Source organism: Phenylobacterium sp. (assembly GCF_030679875.1).
GTDB lineage: Bacteria > Pseudomonadota > Alphaproteobacteria > Caulobacterales > Caulobacteraceae > Phenylobacterium.
Genome location: NZ_JAUXSP010000009.1, coordinates 16,048 through 36,818, shown reverse-complemented (window position 1 = coordinate 36,818; position 20,771 = coordinate 16,048). Strand labels below are relative to the sequence as shown.

25 protein-coding genes are annotated in these 20,771 nt (G+C 67.2%); all 25 read left to right on the top strand.

The features are described 5' to 3' along the window. Window positions 1-112: 112 nt before the first annotated feature. The 25 genes from Q8K84_RS05715 to Q8K84_RS05595 all read left to right on the top strand — a co-directional run bounded on the left by Q8K84_RS05715 (window position 113) and on the right by Q8K84_RS05595 (window position 20,724). Window positions 113-469, top strand: coding sequence for a Gp49 family protein (locus Q8K84_RS05715; RefSeq protein WP_305281645.1), 357 nt, complete (start codon window positions 113-115; stop codon window positions 467-469). A gap of 2 nt (window positions 470-471) precedes the next feature. Then, window positions 472-1,398 carry a hypothetical protein gene (locus Q8K84_RS05710; RefSeq protein ID WP_305281644.1) on the top strand — a complete coding sequence of 309 codons (927 nt, stop codon included), beginning with the start codon at window positions 472-474 and terminating at the stop codon, window positions 1,396-1,398. Window positions 1,399-1,407: 9 nt separating this feature from the next. Beyond that, window positions 1,408-1,884, top strand: a complete 477-nt coding sequence (locus Q8K84_RS05705) for a hypothetical protein (protein WP_305281642.1) — start codon at window positions 1,408-1,410, stop codon at window positions 1,882-1,884. A 385-nt stretch (window positions 1,885-2,269) separates the two neighbouring features. Beyond that, window positions 2,270-2,599, top strand: a complete 330-nt coding sequence (locus Q8K84_RS05700; protein WP_305281640.1) for a hypothetical protein — start codon at window positions 2,270-2,272, stop codon at window positions 2,597-2,599. 57 nt (window positions 2,600-2,656) lie between these two features. Then, complete coding sequence (locus Q8K84_RS05695; RefSeq protein ID WP_305281638.1) at window positions 2,657-3,289, top strand: hypothetical protein; 633 nt, start codon at window positions 2,657-2,659, stop codon at window positions 3,287-3,289. Window positions 3,290-3,447: 158 nt separating this feature from the next. Further along, window positions 3,448-3,783 carry a hypothetical protein gene (locus tag Q8K84_RS05690; protein ID WP_305281636.1) on the top strand — a complete coding sequence of 112 codons (336 nt, stop codon included), beginning with the start codon at window positions 3,448-3,450 and terminating at the stop codon, window positions 3,781-3,783. Window positions 3,784-3,789: 6 nt separating this feature from the next. Further along, window positions 3,790-5,253: a hypothetical protein gene (locus Q8K84_RS05685; protein WP_305281634.1), complete on the top strand. Its 1,464-nt coding sequence runs from the start codon at window positions 3,790-3,792 to the stop codon at window positions 5,251-5,253. After that, window positions 5,250-7,313, top strand: coding sequence for a hypothetical protein (locus Q8K84_RS05680; RefSeq protein WP_305281632.1), 2,064 nt, complete (start codon window positions 5,250-5,252; stop codon window positions 7,311-7,313). The genes Q8K84_RS05685 and Q8K84_RS05680 overlap by 4 nt, the downstream gene beginning before the upstream one ends. After that, a complete protein-coding gene (locus tag Q8K84_RS05675; protein WP_305281631.1) occupies window positions 7,310-7,762 on the top strand; it encodes a hypothetical protein in 453 nt (150 codons plus the stop codon). Before Q8K84_RS05680 ends, Q8K84_RS05675 begins: the two co-directional genes overlap by 4 nt. 114 nt (window positions 7,763-7,876) lie before the next feature. Beyond that, window positions 7,877-8,770, top strand: a complete 894-nt coding sequence (locus Q8K84_RS05670; protein WP_305281629.1) for a hypothetical protein — start codon at window positions 7,877-7,879, stop codon at window positions 8,768-8,770. Window positions 8,771-8,838: 68 nt separating this feature from the next. Beyond that, window positions 8,839-9,918, top strand: coding sequence for a DUF4043 family protein (locus Q8K84_RS05665; protein WP_305281628.1), 1,080 nt, complete (start codon window positions 8,839-8,841; stop codon window positions 9,916-9,918). Window positions 9,919-9,995: 77 nt separating this feature from the next. Continuing rightward, entirely contained in the window at window positions 9,996-10,481 is a 486-nt protein-coding gene (locus tag Q8K84_RS05660) for a hypothetical protein (RefSeq protein WP_305281626.1), read from the top strand. Between the two features lie 189 nt (window positions 10,482-10,670). Continuing rightward, window positions 10,671-11,183, top strand: coding sequence for a hypothetical protein (locus Q8K84_RS05655; RefSeq protein ID WP_305281624.1), 513 nt, complete (start codon window positions 10,671-10,673; stop codon window positions 11,181-11,183). A gap of 4 nt (window positions 11,184-11,187) precedes the next feature. After that, window positions 11,188-11,388 carry a hypothetical protein gene (locus Q8K84_RS05650; RefSeq protein ID WP_305281622.1) on the top strand — a complete coding sequence of 67 codons (201 nt, stop codon included), beginning with the start codon at window positions 11,188-11,190 and terminating at the stop codon, window positions 11,386-11,388. Next, on the top strand, window positions 11,385-11,720 hold the full coding sequence (locus tag Q8K84_RS05645) for a hypothetical protein (protein WP_305281620.1): 336 nt from the start codon (window positions 11,385-11,387) through the stop codon (window positions 11,718-11,720). Before Q8K84_RS05650 ends, Q8K84_RS05645 begins: the two co-directional genes overlap by 4 nt. After that, window positions 11,720-13,090: a packaged DNA stabilization protein gene (locus tag Q8K84_RS05640; protein ID WP_305281618.1), complete on the top strand. Its 1,371-nt coding sequence runs from the start codon at window positions 11,720-11,722 to the stop codon at window positions 13,088-13,090. The genes Q8K84_RS05645 and Q8K84_RS05640 overlap by 1 nt, the downstream gene beginning before the upstream one ends. Further along, window positions 13,090-13,479 carry a hypothetical protein gene (locus Q8K84_RS05635; protein ID WP_305281616.1) on the top strand — a complete coding sequence of 130 codons (390 nt, stop codon included), beginning with the start codon at window positions 13,090-13,092 and terminating at the stop codon, window positions 13,477-13,479. The genes Q8K84_RS05640 and Q8K84_RS05635 overlap by 1 nt, the downstream gene beginning before the upstream one ends. Further along, entirely contained in the window at window positions 13,476-13,892 is a 417-nt protein-coding gene (locus Q8K84_RS05630; protein ID WP_305281614.1) for a hypothetical protein, read from the top strand. The genes Q8K84_RS05635 and Q8K84_RS05630 overlap by 4 nt, the downstream gene beginning before the upstream one ends. After that, a complete protein-coding gene (locus Q8K84_RS05625; RefSeq protein ID WP_305281612.1) occupies window positions 13,892-15,130 on the top strand; it encodes a hypothetical protein in 1,239 nt (412 codons plus the stop codon). The genes Q8K84_RS05630 and Q8K84_RS05625 overlap by 1 nt, the downstream gene beginning before the upstream one ends. Window positions 15,131-15,140: 10 nt before the next feature. Further along, window positions 15,141-15,932: a hypothetical protein gene (locus tag Q8K84_RS05620; protein WP_305281611.1), complete on the top strand. Its 792-nt coding sequence runs from the start codon at window positions 15,141-15,143 to the stop codon at window positions 15,930-15,932. Then, window positions 15,932-16,666 carry a hypothetical protein gene (locus Q8K84_RS05615; protein WP_305281609.1) on the top strand — a complete coding sequence of 245 codons (735 nt, stop codon included), beginning with the start codon at window positions 15,932-15,934 and terminating at the stop codon, window positions 16,664-16,666. Before Q8K84_RS05620 ends, Q8K84_RS05615 begins: the two co-directional genes overlap by 1 nt. Next, window positions 16,663-18,771 (top strand): hypothetical protein, encoded by a 2,109-nt coding sequence (locus tag Q8K84_RS05610; protein ID WP_305281607.1) that lies wholly within the window; start codon window positions 16,663-16,665, stop codon window positions 18,769-18,771. The genes Q8K84_RS05615 and Q8K84_RS05610 overlap by 4 nt, the downstream gene beginning before the upstream one ends. 238 nt (window positions 18,772-19,009) lie before the next feature. After that, entirely contained in the window at window positions 19,010-19,660 is a 651-nt protein-coding gene (locus tag Q8K84_RS05605; RefSeq protein ID WP_305281605.1) for a hypothetical protein, read from the top strand. A 12-nt stretch (window positions 19,661-19,672) separates the two neighbouring features. Beyond that, a complete protein-coding gene (locus tag Q8K84_RS05600) occupies window positions 19,673-20,083 on the top strand; it encodes a hypothetical protein (RefSeq protein WP_305281604.1) in 411 nt (136 codons plus the stop codon). Beyond that, complete coding sequence (locus Q8K84_RS05595; protein ID WP_305281603.1) at window positions 20,083-20,724, top strand: hypothetical protein; 642 nt, start codon at window positions 20,083-20,085, stop codon at window positions 20,722-20,724. Before Q8K84_RS05600 ends, Q8K84_RS05595 begins: the two co-directional genes overlap by 1 nt. Window positions 20,725-20,771: the final 47 nt, after the last annotated feature.

Below are 20,771 nucleotides of genomic sequence, written 5' to 3'. Positions count from 1 at the left end.
CAGCCCTATCCATGCGCGTTGGGGCTGCGGCGCGAGACTTCATCAGGACGCAACGTCGCCTGATCCGGGAATGGCAACCGTCCCCCGGAAACACGAGCCCCATAGGTTCAACATGGACTCTCTGTCCGCCACCGAAGCCCTGTCCGCCAAGGGCGCTACCCACCCGCGCGTGTCGCTCGACGACATCAAAGCCGAGATCGCCGGCGAGAACTACATCAACGCGGGCGACGCGGCTGTGCGATGCGGCCAGCCGGCGTCTGCCGGAATGCATCTGATGACGGTCTGCTTCCTGACCATGCGCAACGGCTTCATCGTGGTCGGCAAGTCGGCCCCGGCCAGCCCCGAGAACTACGACCAGGAGAAGGGTCGCACCTTCGCCCGCGAAGACGCGATCCGCCAGCTCTATCCGCTCATGGGCTTCTCGCTCCGCGACAGCCTCGCGCGGCAATCCGCAACCAACGCCGCTTGATCATGACCACCATCGCCTATCGCGACGGCGAGCTTGCAGCCGATAGCCAGCTAACGAGCTGCAACAACGCGCCGGCCGGCGAAGTCACGAAGGCTTGGCAGACCGAGGACGGTTCGCTCTGGGCCCACTCGGGCGCCGCACAAGACGCCGAACGCCTGGCCCACTGGACTCACGGCCCGCGCGACCCTTCGCCGCCTGAGATCGACGATGGCGTGTTGATCCAGGTCACGCCGGCTGGCGTCGTTCGGCAGTGGTGGGGCAAAGGCTGGATCGAGGCCAGCGCCGATAGCTACGCCTGGGGCTCTGGTGAGCGATGCGCCCGCGCTGCAATGATGGCCGGCGCAACTCCTGAACGAGCCGTCGAGATCGCCGCTGCCCTCGACAGCGACACGGGCGGGACAATCACAGTCCTGCGCCTCAACGAACCGATCGCGCCAGCAATGCCGACCGCCGCAGCCGGACAATCCGGCCCCAACCCCGGAACACCTATGACCCCCGAAGAAGTCCGACTGAAGGCGCTGGAGTTCGCTACGACCTACACGCTCGCCGCTGGCGGCTTTCAGACCCGGAAGCCTCTTGTGGAGACGGCCGCGGAAATTGCCGCTTTTATCGAGAGCGGCAAGGCTCCTGAGCAGCCGAAGGTCGAGCCGCACACCCTCCCGCCTCTCGGCTCGGCTGATGATCCCAAGACCCGCGGCGTCGAAGAGGCTGGCGACCCGATCCAGATGGCCCGCAAGGCGCTGTATGATGCTGGCGGCCTGTCGGTCGATCTGTCCAATTGCCGCGTAGTCGCCAACGACCCCGACAGCCAGGTGCTTCAGGCTCGCGCTCGCGCCTACAACGCCCTCGCCGACTTTCACGCCAAGCAGTCGGCCGATGCCCGCGCCAGCGAGGCCCGCCGCGGCCTCCTGGCCCGCCTAGGCCTCTGAGGCCACACCATGACCGAAGAGACTAAGCTAACCTCCAGCCCAACCGCCCGGTTCGAAGACGACATCGTTGTGGAGCTGCTGAAGCGCACGGAGGCCGGCGAGCCCCTGCTGCGCATCTGCTCTGATCCGAAGATGCCCGCCCGACGTTCGGTCTACGACTGGATCGAAAACGACCCCGAGTTTTCCTCACAATTCCACGACGCGCGAAAGCGGGGAATCCACGCCCTTGCAGAGCAGTGCCTGGACATTGCCGATGAGCCGTCGAAAGACGCTGTCGCTGCGACGGACAAGCGCATTCGCATCGACACTCGCCTTCGCCTGGCGGGAAAGTGGCTCCCGTCGATCTACGGCGACAAGGTTCTGAACGAACACACCGGCAAGGACGGCGGCCCCATCCAGACCTACGACCTGTCGAAGGCCGATGACGGCGATCTGGAGAAGCTTGAGGCGCTCCTGTCCAAAGTGGCGACGGGAGGTGAGGCGTGATCGACGCTGAGACGTTCTCCGCCGCCACGCTCGACAAGATGCGGGATGTGGCCGAGCGGCTTGGTAGCGCCCGCATGTTCCACCATCCGGTGCGCGTCCGGCTTTCCGAGGAGCGGTGGCGCGAGCTTGAGGCCTGGGCTGCGGAGAACTGCTTTCCGCCCAAGGCGCCGGACGCCTCCGGGCTGGCGACCGCCAAGCTCATGGGGGTGGATGTGACCCTCGATCCCACGCTCACCGGCCGCCAGGGTCAGGTGGACTACAGCGATGGCGCTTCCCGCCCGATCTGGCCCCTCCCCCGCGAGGGATGTACTACATCCTCTGGCCTAGGGCCGACCCTACAGCCCCGTCGAGATGACGCGGCGTTTCCCTGTGATGGAGAAGACCCATGGCCTCAGGTCCTAATTGGGATGCGTCGCGCGTCCAGCCGGTTGTCGGCTCGTTCACGGCGACGGGTCAGAGCGCGTCGTTCCGGCCGGCTGCTGGGCGGCCCTTCAACGCCTCTCTGTCGGGCACGTTCGTCGCGACCGGCCAGCTTGAGCGTTCCTTCGACGACGGGGTGACATGGCTACCCTGCTCCCGTGACTCAGCCGGAACCCCCGCCGCTTTTACCGCGCCGATGTCGGTTGTGGTCGAGGAGTCTGAGGCCAGCGTTCTCTACCGCCTGAACTGCACGGCCTATACCTCTGGCCCCATCCCCTACCGCTTGAGCCAATAGATGCTCATCCGTGGCGTTGTATCTAGCCCGGTCAGGGGGGTTGTGGGGTCGGGGGGTATGCGCCGCCTGATGTTTGATGATTTCCAGCGCGCCGACACCTCGCCGGGAGAGCTGGGCGATGCGCCGACAGGGCAAGCCTGGGATTTGCGCGGCGCATATGTTGCGTCGTTTCCCCTGCCGGCCGCGACAGATGGCCGGCTCGTTGACAACACCTTCCAGGCCCCAGGAGGGCAAGTCGTCTATGCTGGCATGGACTTGGGTGAAACGGTTAGACGCCTAGAGTGCGACTGGTCCTGGGTAGATGATACTGTCGGCACGGCCTTTACGACCTTGGCGTTGATCATATCGCCGTCTCCCAACTGGATCGACACCATGTTGCACATCACCATCACGAATGGTGTGTGCAACATCCAGAAACGGGTCTCTGGCGGGGCGTTCGTAACAATGAACACCGGCAAGACGACAATTTCCCCGTCGCTCGCCTTGGCCAACACCGTACATACCACGCAGATATTTGTGATTGGCGACAGAGTTCGCGTCGTGATCGACGGGCGTTACGATGTAACGGTGCAAGACGCAGCAATCCCAAGCATCGTCGGCAGATACATCGTCGCGCAGCATTTTTCCGCCACGACGGACGTGCGCTGGCCAATGAAGGTGCGGCGCGTGGAAGCGTTCGACGCGCCCTAACCTCAGCCCACCCCCACCCGCATCGTCTGAACGACAGGACCGCATAGCGTTCCGAACAAGCGCCAAGCCCCCTGAGACCGGGGCACATCCGATTATACGGCAGGAGCGCCAGGGCGTTCCGAACCAAGCTCGGCCCTGAGAGCGGGGCAGGAGGCCCCATGCGTATCCAAGTCCTGGCCCGCGGCGGTCTGTCGGTCTACGGCGCCGACTATGACGCCAAGCGCAACGCCGCGACGATCAACCCCCTTGAGGGCGAGACGACGCCGGCTCTGATCGAATATCCGAGCGCGCCGACATCGGTCTCGACCGAAGGCAGCGGCCTTTCCGCCACGACCCCGACCGTCTCGGGCTCGCAGCTCTCGACCACGATCAGCGGCGAGCGGGGCTATGTGGACATCGCCGCCACCTTCGGAGGGGCGCGACGGACCATCCGCATCCAGTCCGGCCGCGTGGTCGATGACGATTACGGCGTGCCGCTCGACGACTTCAACTGATCCCCGATGGCGATTAGTGCAAGCCGCATCCCAACCCTGGAAGAGGTGAGGGCGGAACGGGCCAGGCGCGCGGCGCTTTGGAAGCCTCGCGACTATCAGCGGCCCCTCTGGGACTACCTCATGGCCGGCGGCATCCGGGCCGATGTCGCGGCGCACCGGCGCTGGGGCAAGGATGACGTAGCCCTAGCTTGGGCCAAGGAGGCGTCTCAGCGCAGGGTCGGGGTCTACTGGCACATGCTGCCGGAAGCCGCCCAGGCCCGCAAAGCCATCTGGGATGCGGTCAACCCGCACACCGGCAAGCGGCGCATCTATGAAGCGTTCGGCGAGCTGATGGACGGCGCCGAGATCCGCAACACCGACATGTTCATCCGGTTCAAGAACGGATCGACATGGCAGGTCGTGGGGTCCGACAACTTTGACAGCCTCGTGGGCTCGCCGCCCATCGGCGTGGTCTTCTCCGAATGGGCCATCGCCAAGCCCGACGCCTGGACCTACATCCGGCCTATCCTGGCCGAAAACGGCGGCTGGGCGATCTTCATCTGGACCCCGCGTGGTCGGAACCACGCCGTCAGGGCGTTTGAGGCCCGGGAGCGCGATCCGACCTGGTTCACGCAGCGGTCAACGGCCCTGCAAACCAGCGTCTTCACCATCGAGCAACTGGACAAGGAGCGCCAGGAGTTCATCGACGAGACCGGGTCGGAGGAAGAGGGCGATGCCAAGTTCCGCCAGGAGTATCTGGTCGACTTCGACGCCGCGGTTCCGGGCTCCTACTACGGAACCGAGCTGAAGAAGGCCCTGGATGAGGGGCGCATAACCCACGTCCCGCACATCGCCAGCCTGCCGGTCGATACGGCCTGGGACATCGGCGTCGACGACTACACCGCGATCTGGTTTTTCCAGGACAACGGCAAGCGCGTCCGGGCCATCGACTATTTCGAGACGAACGGCGAGGGCGTCGAGGCCATTGTCCGGGCCGCCATGCCCGAGCTGATCCCCGATCCCGTTGAGCGCGCCGAGGCTATGGCGCGGCTCGGCCGGCTTCAGCCCTACACCTACCGCAACCACTTCCTGCCCCACGACGTGAAGGTCAGGGAGTGGGGCGCCGGCGCGAAGACCAGGCTGCAGACCCTCCATAGCTTTGGCGTGAAGCCGGTGCGGGTCGGGGTTCAGCAGGGGCCGGCCGAGCGCATCAACGCCCTGCGGCGACTCCTGCCGGTCATGTCGTTTGACGAGCGCAGATGCGCTGTCGGCCTGGATCGCCTGAGGAACTACCGGAAACGCTGGAACCGCTCCTTGGCGGCCTTCACCGAGCCCTTGCACGACGACAACAGCCACGGGTCAGACGCGGCCGGCGAGTACGCCGTGAACAGCGCGATCATCCCGATGCCGAAACCACAACCGACCCCGCCCCGCGACCGCTGGGCGCCGAACGACAGAACAGGAGGGAGGGCAGATTGGAAAACGGCATGACCACCTACCCGACCCCCGAGGCCGAGCCCGACAACCTGCCGGCCCTGATCCAGATGTACGAGGCCGCGGAAGAGGCGAGCTACACCGCCCGGACCAAGGCTGAGCGGGATCGGGACTATGTGGACAACAAGCAGCTCACCGACGAAGAGGTCAACGCCCTCCGCGCCCGTGGTCAGCCGCCTATCGTCCTGAACGTCCTGCGGGCCAGGGCCTCGTTCCTGGGCGGGATGGAGAAGCGCCAGCGCCGCGACCCGAAGGCCTGGCCGCGGAACAATCCGAACGACGTCGGGGCCGCGGAAGCCTTCACCGATGGGATGCGCTACGTCATCGACAAGGCGGACTACCCCTCGGCTCGCTCGCAGGCCTGGAAGAACATCATAGTCGAAGGCTTCGCCGGCCTGGAGATCGCCGCGCTGCAAAAGCGCAATGGCGACATCGAGTTCCAGATCAAGCGCATCCAGTGGGATCGCCTGTTCTACGACCCGCATTCGTCGGAGCCGGACTTCAGCGACGCCCGCTATCTCGGCCAGGTCGTCTGGATGGATTACGAGGACGCGCTGGCTCGCGCCGTATCGAACGGCATGGAAGAGGACGCGGCCCGCGCCATCCTGGAAACCACCATCGAGAGCGCGCCCGGCCCCGGCCGGACCTATGACGACAAGCCGCGCTACACGGTCTGGGCCGATGGGAAGCGCAAGCGGGTCCGCATGGTCTATATCTGGCACCGCACCACGCGGGGCTGGGCCTATTGCGAGTTCACCCGCGGCGGCAAGCTGTACGCGGCCGAGAACCCGTATCAGGACCAGGACGGCGAGGGCTACTGCCCCTGGGTTCTGGAAAGCGCCAACGTCGATCGGGATAACAACCGATACGGCGAAATGCGCCACCTGATCGACCCCCAGGACGAGATCAACAAGCGCCGGTCCAAGCAGCTCCACCTTCTGAACGTCTCCCAGGTCATCGCTGAGAAGGGCGCGGTGGATGACGTCAATTCGGCCAGGCGCGAGCTTGCCCGGCCGGATGGCTGGATCGAAACCAACGTCGGTGCGACGCTCAAGATCGACCGCGGGCTCGACCTATCCATGGGTCAGGCCCAGATGGGCGCTCAGGCCATGGCCTATATCCAGGAGGCCGGTCCTAACCAGGCGCTTCTGGGCAAGGGCGTCTCGGATCAGTCGGGCCGCGCCATCGAGGCGCAACAGGCCGGCGGTCTGGTCGAGCAGTCGGATCTGATGGACACCCTGCGCCGGATGGACTGGCGCGTGTTCAACATCATCGCCTCCATGATGAAGCAGTTCTGGACCGCAGAGAAATGGGTCCGCGTCACCGACGATGAGAACGCGCCGAAGTGGGTCGGGCTGAACGCTCAGCAGTGGATGGACCCGCAGACCGGCGTCGTCGGCACGCAGGACGAATGGCGCCGGGCCGCCGAACAGGGCATCCGCCCCGGCAACCTGATCCCGGCCGTGGACCCGGAAACCGGCCAGCCCCTGCGCACCAACGACATGGCGCGCCTGGACATGGACATCATCGTTTCCGATGCGCCGGATACCATCAACCAGAGCGGCGAGCATTACGGCGCCTTCGTCGAGCTGATGAGTGCGGGTCTGCCGCCTCCGATGCTGAAGGTCGCGCTGGAGATGCATCCGGGCCTGCCGTCCAAGCGCAAGGCGCAGATCCTAGAGATGCTGGATCAGCTTGGCCAGCAGCCGCAGGACCCGGCCGCCGACGACGCAACCCGTCTCGCCCGAGAGATGGCCGAAGCCAAGGTCGCAGACACCCGGGCTGGGGCTTACTCCAAGCTGGCGACCGGCGCCGAGAAGTTGGCCCGGATCGGCGTGGCAGTGGAAATGCCGGACATGCGCGAAGGGATGACGGACGCGCCCCAGGCTCCTCCGCAGGGCCAGCCTCAAGCTCCGGGCGGCGTTCCTATGCCGCAGGGCATGGAAGGCGCTGGTGGGGCTCCTATGGGGCCTGGCGGCGGCGTTCCGATGCAGCCCCAGCCGCAGGAGGCCCCGATGGCGGGACTTATGGGCGGTGAGCCGCGGATGGTGGCGTGATGCGCTACTTCCTCGACTGCGAGTTTGACGGCTTCCACGGCCCGCTGATGAGCCTCGCCCTGGTCCGAGAGGACGGGGAAGGGGTCTATCTTCTGACCGACCACGAAGCCGCCGAGCCCTGGGTCCGCGAAAACGTGGTCCCGTTCCTGCTTGACTGTCCACAGAAGCCGTTTCGTGGCGACGCCCGCGAGCTTGGCGACGAGATCGCCGACTTCATGGAGGGCGACGTCCAACCGCTGATCGTCTCAGACTGGCCGGCGGACATCCGATATCTCTGCGAGATGATCGAGTTCGAGGGCGGCCAAATGGCAGACATCCGCACGCTCGCCTTTCAGATGGTCCGCTGCAACGCCTATCCGACGACGCTTCCCGGCGCCGTCCAGCATAACGCGTGGTGGGACGCGATGGCGTTGCGCCACAAGCTGATGCACCCGAACACGGCGGCCTAGACCAACAGTTTCCGCGCCCTGGCGCGACCCCCATCCGCCCCTAGTGGGCTGATCCGCCCGGCCCGGTACGGCCGAGAGAGCTGAACGTCGAGAGACAGTCCAGCGCATCCCAACATGACGGACCAAAACACCCTTCCGGCCGGGACTGAGGCCGAGACGAACCTGACCCCGATGGCGGACATTCTGGGCGGCGGCAACGCTCCTCAAGAGGCCGCGTCGGGGTCAGGCCAGTCGGAGGAGCCGCTGGCCCATGAGCCCGCGCCGGCCGCCGACCCCCAAGCCGCCCCGCAGGCCAATGCGGAGACCCCGAACCCCGCCCCGGCCGGGACCGCCGGTGTCGACTTCGACCAGCTCGCCAACGATCCGAAGTTCCAGGAGTGGCTGAACCCGCGTCTCCCCAAGTGGGCGCGCGAGCATGTCACGAATGCGAACAAGGCCGTCCGCGACTATGAGGCCAGGCTGGAAGAGGAGCGCCGCCGTCAGGCGCAACCGCAACCGCAACCGCAGCAATATGGCGGCCTGCCGGTTGACCCCCTTGCCGACCCCGAGGGCTATCATCGGGCGATCCAGGAAAGCCTGCGAGGCGAACTCCAGACTTTCCAACTCCAGACCACGCTCACCCTGTCGGAGCGTTTCGCCAAGCAACAGCACGGCGCTGACGCCTTCGAAGATTGCCGCGCCTGGTTGAGCACCAAGCCCGACATCGAGCAGTGGGCCATCCGCCAGCCCGACCCGTGGGGCGCCGCCTTCGCGCAATTCCAGCGTGAGCGCGTCGTCGAAGAGGTCGGTGACGATCCCGCCGCCTACCGCAAGCGGCTGGAAGATCAGATCCGCGCGGAGATCATGGCCGAACAGCAGCGCGACCCCGCGCCGGCCAATCCGCAGATGCGCGCTCAACCCAATCCCACGCCCCCGCCGGCCACCGCCGGTGTTCGGAGCGCCGCCCCCCGCTCGGGGACTCCGGCGTTCACGGGGCCGACCCCGCTTGGCGACATCCTGAACCGCTAGGCCGGGTCACGAACCCAACCCCCTGCGCCGTCGAGACGACGCCGCATTCCCAATGAAGGAGCATGGCCATGGCGGACACCCGCGCGGCTACCGGTCTCACTGTCGAGCAGTGGGACGACAAGTTTTTCGTCGAGCACATCCAGGAGAACGTGTTCTCCAAGCTGATGGAGATGGGCGAAAATGCGGCCATCCAGGTCAAGGAAGACCTGACCAAGAAGAAGGGCGACACGATCCACTTCGCCCTGCTGAACCGGCTCACCGGCGACGGTGTGGAGGGCTCGGCCACCCTGGAAGGGTCGGAAGAAGACCTGACCTCGCGTTCGCACCCCCTGACCGTGAACAAGCGCCGGCACGGCGTTCTGGTCCCGGAGATGGAGGAGCAGAAGTCGGCCATCGGCCTGCGCGATGCCGCCAAGCCCGCCCTGATGACCTGGGGCAAGGAGAACACCCGCGACCGCATCATCCGCGCGTTCGGGTCGATCAACGGCGTGGCCTATGCCTCGGCCTCCGAAGCCCAGAAGGACGCCTGGCTGGCCGACAACGCCGACCGGGTTCTGTTCGGCGCCGCGAAGGCCAACAACTCGGCCAACGACCACTCCGCGTCGCTGGCCAACGTCGACGGCACGACCGATGTTCTGAAGAAGGGCACGCTTTCCCTTCTGAAGCGCATGGCGCGCACCGCCTCGCCGAAGATCCGCCCCCTCCAGGACAAGGGCAACGGCAAGTACCTGTACATCGCCTACGCTCACCCGTTCGCGATGCGCGACCTCCGCTCCGAGATGGAGGCCATCCTCGATGACACCACTGCCCAGGGCGAGGCCATGCGCCTCTTCGAGGGCGGCGATCTCTATTGGGATGGCATCATCATCAAGGAGTGCGAGGACCTGCCGATCTACACCGGCGTCGGCGCCGGCGGCATTGATGTGACCCCCGTCTATCTCGTCGGCGCCCAGGCCATCGGCTACGGCATCGCCAAGCGGTGGAAGACCATCGAGCAGAAGTTCGACTACCAGGACAAGTCCGGTGTGGCCATCGACGCCATCGACGGCTTCGACAAGCTGACTTTCGGCACCGGCACGGGCGACCGTGACGACCTCCGCGACTACGGCGTGGCCACCCTGTTCGTGAGCGGCGTCGCCGACGCTTAAGCGGTCCATCCCCTGACAACCTGACGGGCGGCTCATAGCGGGTCGTCCGTCCCCATCTTCCTGAAAGGAGTGGTCGCATGGCCGCCGAAACCCTCGTGGGAACCCGCGCTGCTGCGGACTTCCCGGTCTACAAGCCCATGGGCGCTGGCGCTCTCGCCGTCGCCTACGGGTCCTATGCCGTCGCCGCCAACGTCGAAGACGGCGATATCTTCAAGCTCTGCAAGCTGCCGGCCGGCGCCATCATCGTCGGCGGTCAGTTCTGGGCGTCCGACATGGACACCGGGATCGCGGCTCTGGACATCGACATCGGTTGGGCCGCCAACGGCGGTTCTGCGACGGTGGACAGCGCGTCGGCCGCGGGCCTGGTCAACTCCGGCGTTCTGAGCGGCGATGTGGTCCTCGACCTGATCCCGGCGGGCGCCAACTTCCGGCCCTTCAACATGAGCGCCGGCGCCATCGGCCCCTTCACCAATGAGACGGTGATCCAGGCCGAGGCCAACGTCGCCGCCGCCACGTTCGCGGCCGGCACCATCTTCGTCCGCGTGGACTACATCGTCCCGTAAGCGTAATCGGGCCGGCTCTTAGATAGGGTCGGCCCACCCTTCTGCGCATTCCCCGCAGCAGCCGGCCGCGCCAGGGCTGCGGTTACCAAAACCAGTTCGGATGCGCCATTCGGCGTCAAGCGGTGCGCAGCTTCGAAGTTGCCGTAATCCGGGCCAGCGCGGGCCATTTCCAACCCAAGGAACACCCGCATGAAAGCCATGTTCATTGGCGATCCCCGCAATGACGGTGATGGCCCGAAAGTCCTGATGCTTCACGGCGTCGCTTTTCCGAAGAACGAATGGGTCGATCCGGTCCCGAGCGCCCTTGAAGGCAAGCTGGCCGGCAACAGCCATTTCGTGACGAAGGAAGGCGAGCTTTCCGCCGGCCTCGCCATGGCTGACCCTGACCACACTCGCGCCGCTGTCGTCGCCGCGGCTTTTCCCGATCTGGTCGAACCTGCCGCGCCCGCAGCCGTCGAAGGCGACCCCGCCCCCGATGTGGTCGAGCCGGCGTCGGACGCCTACCCGCACCTCACCGACGCCCAGGTCGAAGCCCTGGACCGTGACGGCGACCAGATCCCCGGCGGCTCCAACGCCTCCGACGAAAAGGCCGCGCTGATCGCGCAACTGGAGGCCATGGGCGTCGAGTTCGACCGTCGCCTCGGTGTCGCCAAGCTGAAGGCCCTGGTGGACGAACAGAAGTTCATCAAGGGCGAGGACTAGGGCCGTGGTGGCGGTCGTCGCCCTACACCTTCCGGGCCGCGTGGCCCTGCTGGACGACGGCCGCCTCGCTCCCATCGTCAACCTGTTCGACGTCTGCGGCGATGCGACCGACGATATGGACCTGGCCGCGGCCTTTCTCGCCCAGATCGACGGCTACGCCTTCTGCGACCTGATCCACGATTACGACAAGGCGACCCTGCAATGACCAAACAGCAGCTTCGCCGGATGCTTCTGGCGCACCTCAAGGTGATCAACGCCGCGGACGAAAGCCCGCCGGCCGAACTCGCCAACCTGGCCGACATCTGGATCGACACGAGCCGCGCCGAGCTCCAGGAGCGCGGCCTGATCTGGTGGGATGCGAACGACATCCCCGACGCCGCGGCCACGCCCTTCATGCTCTGGGTTGCCTCCCAGGCGGCGCCGGCGTTCGGCAAGAACGGCAAGGGCCATGAGCCCCGGATGATGGAGGCCGAGGTTCGCCTCGCCGCCCTGAAGTCCAGCGCCGAGCGGCCGACGGTTCGGGCGACCTATTTCTGATGCGGCTCCCCCTACCGCTTGGCAAGAAGGCCGGCCGCGCCAAGGTCCCGATGGAGGGTGTCGAGCGCCTGGTCAACGGCTACCTGGAGAGCGTGCCAGAGGGCAAGGAGCCGACTCCGGTCTACGGCACGCCGGGCCTCGTGGCCTGGTCAACTGGCCTCCCCGGTCCCCCGCGCGGGATGCTGGAGATGACCGACCGGCTGTTCGTCGTGGCCGGGACCAATCTCTACGAGATCGCCGCGAACGGGGTCGCCAGCGTCAAGGGCGCGATCCCTGGCGCTGACCGGGTGGCGATGGCCGGCGATGGCGTCCATGTCGTGATCGTCTCGGCCGGCTTGATCTATGTCTTTGATGGCGCCTCGACGCAGGTAGTGACCGACCCCGATGCACCGGAAGCCTCGGGCGTGGCCTGGGTGGACGGCTATTTCGTCTTCACCGAGCGCGACACTGACGTCTTCTTCGCCTGCGAGCTGGACGACCCGCTCAACTTCGACGCGCTCGACTTCGCCTCTGCGGAGTGGAAGCCCGACATCCTGATCACGCCGATCATCCTGCGCCGGACCCTGTTCCTGGCCGGCAAGCAGACTATCGAGGCGCAGCAGAACACCGGCGGGGTCGATTTCCCGTTCCAACGCTATCAGGACGTGATGGTCGATGTGGGTTTCGCCGGGCGCGAAGCCGGCGTGGTCACGAACGACACCATGTATTTCCTGGCCTCAGACCGCACCGTGCGGCGCCTGGACGGGATCACGGCGGTTCGAATCTCCAACCACGACATCGAGCGCCAGATCAAGACCTGGCCCAACCCCGAGCAGACCATCGCCACGGCCCATGTCTGGGAAGGCCACCTGTTCGTCACATTCCGCAATCCGGCCGGGACCATCGTCTTCGATCAGTCGACCGAGCTTTGGCCCGAGCGCAAGTCGTTTGGATCTGAGACCTGGCGCGCGACCTTCTATGCCCGGTGCTTCGGCCATGACCTGTTCGCCGACTCCCGCACCGGAACCATCTTCCGGCTCGACGCCAACACCCACACCGAGGCCGGCGAGCCCCTGATCTTCGAGATGACCACGCCCTACGCCTACGCCCAGGGCCTGGATTTCTCGGTCGATGAGGTGGAGGTCATCGCCCAGACCGCGGTCGGCTCCCTGACCCTCGATCCGAAGATCACCCTGGAGACCACCAAGGACGGGGAGGTGTTCGCCCACCGGATCGAACGCCGCATGGGCAAGTTCGGCGAGCGCACCAAGCGCATCAGCTTCGGGCCGCAGGGCTCCGCCGACGCCATGGCTTTCCGCCTGACCATCGCTGACCCGGTTCGCCGCGCGATCCTAGGCGTCTATGTCGACATCGACGTGGAGCGCGACTGATGGCCCTCCCACTGCAAATCCCGCCCGTTGGCGTACCGATGCTCGATCCTCGCGGCTTTGTCACCCAGCCGTGGCGCAACTTCTTCGAGAACCTGGTCTCGCGCTCCGGCGGCATCGTTGGCGAAAAGCAGGACGCCGACCCCACCCTGACCGCCCTGGCTGGGCTCAACAGCGGGGCGGGCTTCGTCACGCAGACCGGCGCCGACGCCTTTACCAAGCGGACCCTGACCGGGGCTGCAGGGCAGATCAGCGTCGCCGACGGCGATGGTGTGGCCGGCAATCCGACGCTGTCCCTGGCCAATACGGCTGTCACGCCCGGCACGTTCACCGTCATCACATCGCTGACCGTCGACGCCAAAGGCCGCATCACGGGGATCTCGGGCTCATGATCACCAAAGCCACCCGCGACGACATGGCCCGGGTCATGGCCTGCGCCCGCGCCTTCCACGCCTACGGGGTCTGGAAGCACGTCCCCCTTGATGAGACCGCTTTTGAAGGCTTCGCCGGGGCGCTGATCGACGGCGCCGGCGTGATCTTGCTGAGCGACGACGGGTTTTGCGGCGGGATCCTGTCGCCGGCCTATTTCAACCCGTCCTTCGTCATCGCCGCAGAGCTGTTCTGGTGGGGCGAGGGCGAAGGCCGGGCGCTCCGCGAGGCCTTTGAGGCGTGGGCAAAGGACCGCGGCGCCAACGCCGTCCAGTTCTCAGCCATGGCCGACGACCGTCTCCCCGCCGTTTCCCGCCTCTACCGCATGGCCGGCTATCAGCCAGTCGAATGTGGCTTCGTGAAGGAGTATCGCTGATGGCGATTGCAACCAGCACCGCGCTTCTGGCCACGGCCGCCGTCAGCGCCGGGGCGTCGATCATCGGGTCGCGCAATGCGGCCAACGCCTCGCGCCAGGCGGGCGACCAGAACGCCCAGGCCGCCCGCGATGCCGCCGCGCTTCAGGAGCGGATCTACAACCAGAACCGCCAAGATAACGAGCCCTTCCGCCAGATCGGGCTTTCCGCTGCGGAGGCTATTGCTGGCGGGATGGGCCTGCGGTCGGGCGGAACCCCGATGGGCTCCAACCCGGCCTCGGTCTCCATGACCCAGCCCGGCGGCTATGACGTGCCGGCCTATATCCAGGCCAACCAGGACGTGCAGCAGCGGGCGGCCGAGCTTCGCGGCGCCGGCGTGATCGGTCCCGGCGGCCAATGGGCGAGCGAGGAGGAATGGGTTCGTCAGGTCCAGCTTCCCAACGCTGTCGCGGGCGGTGAGCAGCGGGCCTTCCCGACCATGACGGGCGGCGCGATGACGGAAGGTGGCGCCGCGCCCGGCTATGCCGATCCCACGGCCCCTGGCGGCTACTCCATCGGCGCGCGGCCAGACTTCGGCCCGCGTCAGGACTTCGGCCCGGCGCCCAGCCTCGACCTGTCCATCGCCACGTTTGAGCAGGATCCCGGCTATGAGCTGCGGCTCCGTGAGGGCAATTCCGCGCTGAACGCCATCGCCTCGACCGGCGGCAACCGCTTCAGCGGCAACCGCCTGAAGGCCGCAACCCGGTTCAACCAGGATTTCGCGTCCAACGAGTTCGACCGCTTCGCCGGCCGCCAGATGGGCATCTACGGGATGGGCCTGGCGCAATACAACACCGACCGGAGCCGCGCCGACTCCATCTATGGCCAGGACCGCGCCCGATCCGATGGGCTCTATGCCGACGACCGCGGCTACCTGACCGATCGCTACGACACCCGCAACCAGACCCTGCTGAGCATGGCCGGTTTCGGGACCGGCGCGACGCAGGCCAACCAGAGCGCGGCCCAGAGCTTCGCGGCCAACCAGGGAAACCTGATGATGACCGCGGCCAATGCGCAGGGGCAGGGCGCCATGGGAGCGGCCAACGCCTGGAACCGCGGGATCGGCGGCCTGGTCAACGCCGGGGCCTATTACATGGGCAACCGCCCATCCAGCAGCACGCCGACCGCGGCGCAGGTCCCATCCATGACCATGGGCCGCTCGACCTTCAATCCGTCCTACACCGGCTTTGGCCCCTACTGAGGATCACGCAATGGACCGGATCTATATCCCCAGCATGACCGAGGCCATCGGCGCCTATGAAGCCGGTCAGGATCGCCGCCAGCAGCGCGACGCGATTGATGGCCGACGCCAGGTCGGGGGGCTCATGGCGGCGGGCGATTATGCCGGCGCGGCGCGCTCTGCCCTGCAGTCCGGTGATCTGGACCTTGGCATGAAAGCCCAGCAGGTCGGCGCGGCCCGACAGGAAGCCGAGCGCCGGGCGCGCCTCGGGTCGATGGCCGCGACGGACCCGGGCGCCGCGGCGCAAGAGGCGCTGGCCGGCGGGGACCTGGACTTCTACAAGGAGCTCGACGGTATCGCCGACGCCCAGAAGCTGCAGAAGGCTCAGGCCTTTGGCGGCGTCCTGCGGGGCATCGCGGCCGAGCCCGAGGACATGTGGGATGACCTGATCGCCGGAAACCGGGCGCAGCTTGAAGCCCTGGACATTCCGCCGAACGAGATCGACTTTTTCATCGAGTCGCCCCCGGAGCAGCGCCGCGTCCTGATGGCGACCATGCTTCAGCGCGCCGACATGCTGGACGGCTATCTCAAGGACCGCTTCGAGCAGACCAAGTTCCAGGCCCAGGAGCGCGACCGGGCGGCCGACAATGCGCGAGCCGACCAGCAGCTCCAGATTTCCCGCGGCTCCCTGGGCGTGTCTCAGGCCAACCTCGCCCAGCGCCGAGCCGAACATGCCGCCCGGGTCGCCGGCCGCGGCGGCTATGGCGCGCCTGGCGCTTCGACCTACTCCGATCTCCCCGCTGGCGCTGTGGTGGTGCAATAATGGCTCAGGCTCCCGAAGGCACGGTCATCAAGCTGCAGGACGGCTCGACCCGCGTGAAGCGGGGCGGGCAGTGGATCCCCGCCGGCAACCTGTTCCAGGGCGGCGCGCCTAAGCTGGAGCCGCAGGAGCGGACGCAGCTCAAGGAGGCCCGCCAGCGCGCCCAGACCGCGACGGGCACGATCAACCAGCTTGATCGCTTCATGACGGTCAACCGTGAGACGCCGACCGGAGAGTTTGGCGGGCTTCCCATCGTGCGCAATGTCCGGGCCATGTTTGACCCTAACGTCGCCGAGATGAACTCCATCGTCGAGCGCCTGACCCCTGCGCAACGGGAGCCGGGTTCCGGCGTCATGTCGGATGCCGATATCAAGATGTACCGCGCCAGCGTCGTGGGCGTGGACAAGCCGGGACCGGCGAACACCCGGATTTCGGCGCTGGGCAAGGCCGGCGCGAGCCGCGAGCGGGACTATGCCGCCTACCTGGACTATTACGCCAAGGTCAATGGGACGCTGAACGGCGCCCAGGAGCAGTGGGACGCCTACGCCGCCGCCGAGCCGGTCTATGACCCGACCGCCGGTACGGTGCGCAAGGCCACGCCGTGGCGCCAGTATTTCGGCATCGAGACCCCAGCTCCGTCTGCCGGCGGACGTCAAGGCGGTGCGGCTCCTCCCTCGCGCGGCGGAACCGCCGTCAAGGTCGGCAACCAGACCTACACGGTGCGGGAAAAGCCATGAAGACGTTCGAAATCACGCTTCAGTCCGGCAAGACCATCGAGGTCGATGCGCCGGACGCCCAGACCGCGGCCAAGGTGGCGGCCCGCTACGAGGCGCAGCAGACCCGCGCCCCGGCCGCGAAGCCGCAACGGCGCCGGACTGAGGGCGTGTTCGGCGAGGTCGCGGGCCTGATGGCCAACGTCAACCGCGGCTCTGGCATCGGCGACGAGATCGTCGCTGGCCTGCGCACCGCGGGCGACGTGGTGACGGGCAAGCTGCGGCCGACCCGCAACCCGGATGGCACGATCACGCCTGGCGACATCGCCGGCGCCTTCCGCCGCAACATGGGCGATCAGCGCGCCGTGGAAGACGACTTCGCCCAGCGCCGGCCCAAGGTGGCGGCGGTTGGGCGCGGCGTCGGCATGACCGCGCCCGCCATGATCCCCGCAGCCGGCGCCGGAGCGGTGACCACGCTTCCGTCCGCCATCGCCCGTGGCGCGACCACGGCGGCGACTGAAGGTGCTGCATATAGCCTGGCTGACCGAGGGAGCCTCCAGGAGCGGGTTTCGGCGGCCAACCAGACCATCGGCCCCGCGGCGTTCGTCGGCGGTCTCGTGGGCGGCGCTGGCTACGCCATGACCCGCCCCCGCATGGTCCGCACCGACGAAGACATGGCCGCCCAGGTTCTGGTGGACCGCGCCAAGGCTGATCCGGCTCAGATGCGAGCCGAAGCCCAGGCCATGCGCGATGTCGGCGTCGCCCCGACCGGCCTCGACGTGATCGGCGAGCGGGGCCGTCGCGTGGCCCGCGCCACCGGCGTCAAGACCGACACGGCCGGCGAAATCCTGACCGACAATGCCGTGAGGCGTTCCGCCGCGACCAAGCCCGCGGTGATGAGCAACACCCGCCGCCTGGTCGATGATCCGCGCACCGCGGCCGCCTACGTTGATGATCTGGATGCGCTGCGAGATATGGACGCCGACGTGAAATACCGCGGCCCATATCAGACTGCGGTCGAGATCGACGCCGAAACTGCATCCGCGCTTCGAGGCGACCCGGGCCGCGCCGCGATCCGTCGCGCACGCTCGGCCGCCATCGCCCGTCGCGATTACACGCAGGTTCAGGAGCTGGACTCGCTTCTGGCCGAGAACATCGAAGAGTTCCCGACGGTCTCGGCTGGCACTCTCGACCGCATCCGCCGCGCCATGGGCGGTCGGGGCGCCAAGATGAACCAGTCGCCCGACACCCGGGATATCGCGAGCGGCCTGTTTGATCGCGCCAGCAGCATCGACCGCCAGCTCGACAACGTGCCGGAACTGGACGAGGCCCGCGCCGCCTACCGGGCCACGACGCAGGCCATTGACGTCGGAAACGACAAGCTGCGGCTTGATCTCGCCTCGACCGACCCGGCCGACTATGCCGCGTGGGTTCAGACCCTCGGCCCGGAAGCGCGTCGAGCCAACGCCATGGCGATCCGCCAGGAAATCCTGGACGCTTTGGGCGGCAAGCGAGCTTCGTCGTTCGGTTCCCTGGATGACCTCGCGACGGCGCCCTATGTCCGCGAAAACCTCGCCGCCGCCGTGGGCGAGGACACGGCCGACGCCTATCTCGGCAACATCGCCGCTCGCCTGCGCCAGACCCGCAACGCGACTATGGTCACGCCGGGGGCCGGCGCTCGAACGGCTGTCCTGGACAACGACATCGGCGAGGTCGGGCGCAATGTGGCGGCCGGTGCGAACGCGGTACAGCAGGGCCTTCGCGGCGACGTGATCGGCCTGGCCCGCACCGCCGCGGATTGGTGGCGCCGGCGCGGCGTGAGCCCGGCTCAGGCCGAAGCCCTGGCCCGGGTGACGACGGATGAGGGGATGCTGGACCGGCTGATCGCGGCGGCGGAAACACGCGGCGGTCAAGGAGCGGGTCGGGACTTCCTGCAAACCCTGGCCACGGCGCTCAACGACGCCGGGCCTCAAGATCCCGCCTTAGCTGCTCTACGTCGAGAGGTTTCGGCCCGATTGTCCAGGGCTCCGGTAGAGAATGCGCCGGGCCTGATCGTCGCGGCGCCTGAGCCGGCGGTCGAGGTCTCGATCCCGTCGCGGCCTGAACTTGGGGTCGGCCGAGCCTACTGATCCTCTGTCGCATCCGGCGGGCGCCGCGCTTGGCGTGCTTCCAGATCAGGACGAAAGCCCAGACCCAGATGAAGAACCCGATGACGAAGCTGGATCGCGCGTAAATCTGCTCGCCCAGCTCCCATCGGATTTCGTCATTGTCGTCGGTCACGCGCCGATAGTGCCTGCAAAGCCCATCCGGCGAAACCCCACAATCGCAGCGTCGAGATGACGCCGCAGCCCATAGAAGGAGACTGCGATGCCCGCAGGACGGCTCATCGTGCCTGGCTGGATGCCGGCCGAAAATGCGAGCGGCGATAGGATCGCCGGCGCCCGGCTGTACTTCTACGCCAATGGCGCGCCCGGCACGCTGAAGGCGGTCTACACCACGTCCACCCTAGCCGCCGAACTGGCCAATCCGGTCATTGCCGACGACGCGGGCGGTTTCCCGGCGATCTGGGCTGACACGGCCGATACCTTCACCGTCGCGGTGACGGACGGCTCTGGCGCGCCCCTGGCGGCCTATGACGGCGTTTCCCCTTCCATAGACGCCGCGCTCGCCTCTGTCGCCCTGGCTGAGAGCGCGAAGGACTCGGCTGCAGCTTCGGCTTCTGCGGCGTCCACCAGCGCCACGAGCGCGGCGGCCTCGGCCAGCACCGCCTCGACGGCCTCGGCTGCGGCTGTCGCGGCTGCGGCCACGGCCGAGCAAATCGCCGGCTTTGACCCCGCCCTCTATCAGCTCCGCAGCGAGAAGGCCCAGGCCAACGGCTACGCGCCCCTGAACGGGTCGAACAAGGTCCCCGACACTCACCTGACCACGGCCCCGGTCTCCACGCCGCAGCAGGCCGCTCTGGACGCCCTCGAAACCGAACAAAAAGCCTTCGCCGTGGCGATGGCGATTGCCCTCTAAGGAGCCCGGCCCATGCCCGCGACCGAAAACGCCTTCATCTCTCCGCAGTCGATCCAGACCGCCTATGCCGTCACCTCGACCGCGAACACCGACCTGGACGACGCGCCCACGACCGTCGAGCTGCTGATGACCGCTGGGGCGAACGGAGCCCGGGTGACGCGCATCACGTCCATTCCCCGGGCGACCGTGACGGCGACGAACGTGCAGCTCTATCTATCCAAGGACGGCGGCACGACCAAGCGGCTGCTCGAAACCATCCTGGTCGCAGCGCACACCGTCGCGGCGACGACTGAAATCCCGTCCTACGATTGGGGCTTCAGCGAGGACAATCCGCTGCTGCTCGAGGCCGCCGACGCGCTCTATGTCGGCCAGGGCGTTTCTACTGGCTCCGTCGTCACGACCGCCCACTACGGCGACTACTGATGACCCGGGGGATTTTGGGGCTCAAGGGGCAGGGGATGGGGCGCATCCCGTCTCGCCCCAGCCGCTATCAGGTCTCGTTCAACGCGCCGACGACCGCCGGGAACCAAACGTGGCTCTGCCCTAAAACCGGCCTCTACACCGTCTACGCCTGGGGTCCGGGCGGTAAGGGTGAGGGCAGCGGGGGCAACTTCTCGGGCAGCACCGGCGCCCTGGCGATCTGGCAGCGGGTGCGGTTCCAGGTCGGCGATGTCGTGACGATCGGCATTCCCGAGCGGGACTCCACGTCGGGCGATACGACTGTGACCACGGCCCGGAAGTCGGCAGTGCTGACCGGCGGCCGTGGCGGCGATGGAACCGGCGTGGTGGGCGCTGTCGGCGTCGCGCTGAATGGCGACATCAACATCAACGGAAGCGCCGGCAAGAACAGTGGAACCGGCAACAATGGCGGCGGGACGGACGGCGGTCTCGGCTCCAGCACCAGCGCACCCGGCGCGCCCGGCTATGATGGTTTCCGGGGGGGCGATGGCGCGACCATTGGCTATCCTGCCGGCACGCCCGCTGCTGGCGGCATGTCCACCACCGGGGGCGATCCCCAGCAGCTTGGCGGCTGCGGTCTCGTCATCATTTGCCGCGACGCCTGACCCTACCCCCAGAAGGCGGCTCGGAAGGGCTCTGACCCCCTCCCGCG

Coding starts and splice junctions, on each gene's coding strand:
- Q8K84_RS05715 (WP_305281645.1), top strand. CDS start 113: ATGGACTCTCTGTCCGCCACCGAAGCCCTGTCCGCCAAGGGCGCTACC.
- Q8K84_RS05710 (WP_305281644.1), top strand. CDS start 472: ATGACCACCATCGCCTATCGCGACGGCGAGCTTGCAGCCGATAGCCAG.
- Q8K84_RS05705 (WP_305281642.1), top strand. CDS start 1,408: ATGACCGAAGAGACTAAGCTAACCTCCAGCCCAACCGCCCGGTTCGAA.
- Q8K84_RS05700 (WP_305281640.1), top strand. CDS start 2,270: ATGGCCTCAGGTCCTAATTGGGATGCGTCGCGCGTCCAGCCGGTTGTC.
- Q8K84_RS05695 (WP_305281638.1), top strand. CDS start 2,657: ATGCGCCGCCTGATGTTTGATGATTTCCAGCGCGCCGACACCTCGCCG.
- Q8K84_RS05690 (WP_305281636.1), top strand. CDS start 3,448: ATGCGTATCCAAGTCCTGGCCCGCGGCGGTCTGTCGGTCTACGGCGCC.
- Q8K84_RS05685 (WP_305281634.1), top strand. CDS start 3,790: ATGGCGATTAGTGCAAGCCGCATCCCAACCCTGGAAGAGGTGAGGGCG.
- Q8K84_RS05680 (WP_305281632.1), top strand. CDS start 5,250: ATGACCACCTACCCGACCCCCGAGGCCGAGCCCGACAACCTGCCGGCC.
- Q8K84_RS05670 (WP_305281629.1), top strand. CDS start 7,877: ATGACGGACCAAAACACCCTTCCGGCCGGGACTGAGGCCGAGACGAAC.
- Q8K84_RS05665 (WP_305281628.1), top strand. CDS start 8,839: ATGGCGGACACCCGCGCGGCTACCGGTCTCACTGTCGAGCAGTGGGAC.
- Q8K84_RS05660 (WP_305281626.1), top strand. CDS start 9,996: ATGGCCGCCGAAACCCTCGTGGGAACCCGCGCTGCTGCGGACTTCCCG.
- Q8K84_RS05655 (WP_305281624.1), top strand. CDS start 10,671: ATGAAAGCCATGTTCATTGGCGATCCCCGCAATGACGGTGATGGCCCG.
- Q8K84_RS05645 (WP_305281620.1), top strand. CDS start 11,385: ATGACCAAACAGCAGCTTCGCCGGATGCTTCTGGCGCACCTCAAGGTG.
- Q8K84_RS05640 (WP_305281618.1), top strand. CDS start 11,720: ATGCGGCTCCCCCTACCGCTTGGCAAGAAGGCCGGCCGCGCCAAGGTC.
- Q8K84_RS05635 (WP_305281616.1), top strand. CDS start 13,090: ATGGCCCTCCCACTGCAAATCCCGCCCGTTGGCGTACCGATGCTCGAT.
- Q8K84_RS05630 (WP_305281614.1), top strand. CDS start 13,476: ATGATCACCAAAGCCACCCGCGACGACATGGCCCGGGTCATGGCCTGC.
- Q8K84_RS05625 (WP_305281612.1), top strand. CDS start 13,892: ATGGCGATTGCAACCAGCACCGCGCTTCTGGCCACGGCCGCCGTCAGC.
- Q8K84_RS05620 (WP_305281611.1), top strand. CDS start 15,141: ATGGACCGGATCTATATCCCCAGCATGACCGAGGCCATCGGCGCCTAT.
- Q8K84_RS05615 (WP_305281609.1), top strand. CDS start 15,932: ATGGCTCAGGCTCCCGAAGGCACGGTCATCAAGCTGCAGGACGGCTCG.
- Q8K84_RS05610 (WP_305281607.1), top strand. CDS start 16,663: ATGAAGACGTTCGAAATCACGCTTCAGTCCGGCAAGACCATCGAGGTC.
- Q8K84_RS05605 (WP_305281605.1), top strand. CDS start 19,010: ATGCCCGCAGGACGGCTCATCGTGCCTGGCTGGATGCCGGCCGAAAAT.
- Q8K84_RS05600 (WP_305281604.1), top strand. CDS start 19,673: ATGCCCGCGACCGAAAACGCCTTCATCTCTCCGCAGTCGATCCAGACC.
- Q8K84_RS05595 (WP_305281603.1), top strand. CDS start 20,083: ATGACCCGGGGGATTTTGGGGCTCAAGGGGCAGGGGATGGGGCGCATC.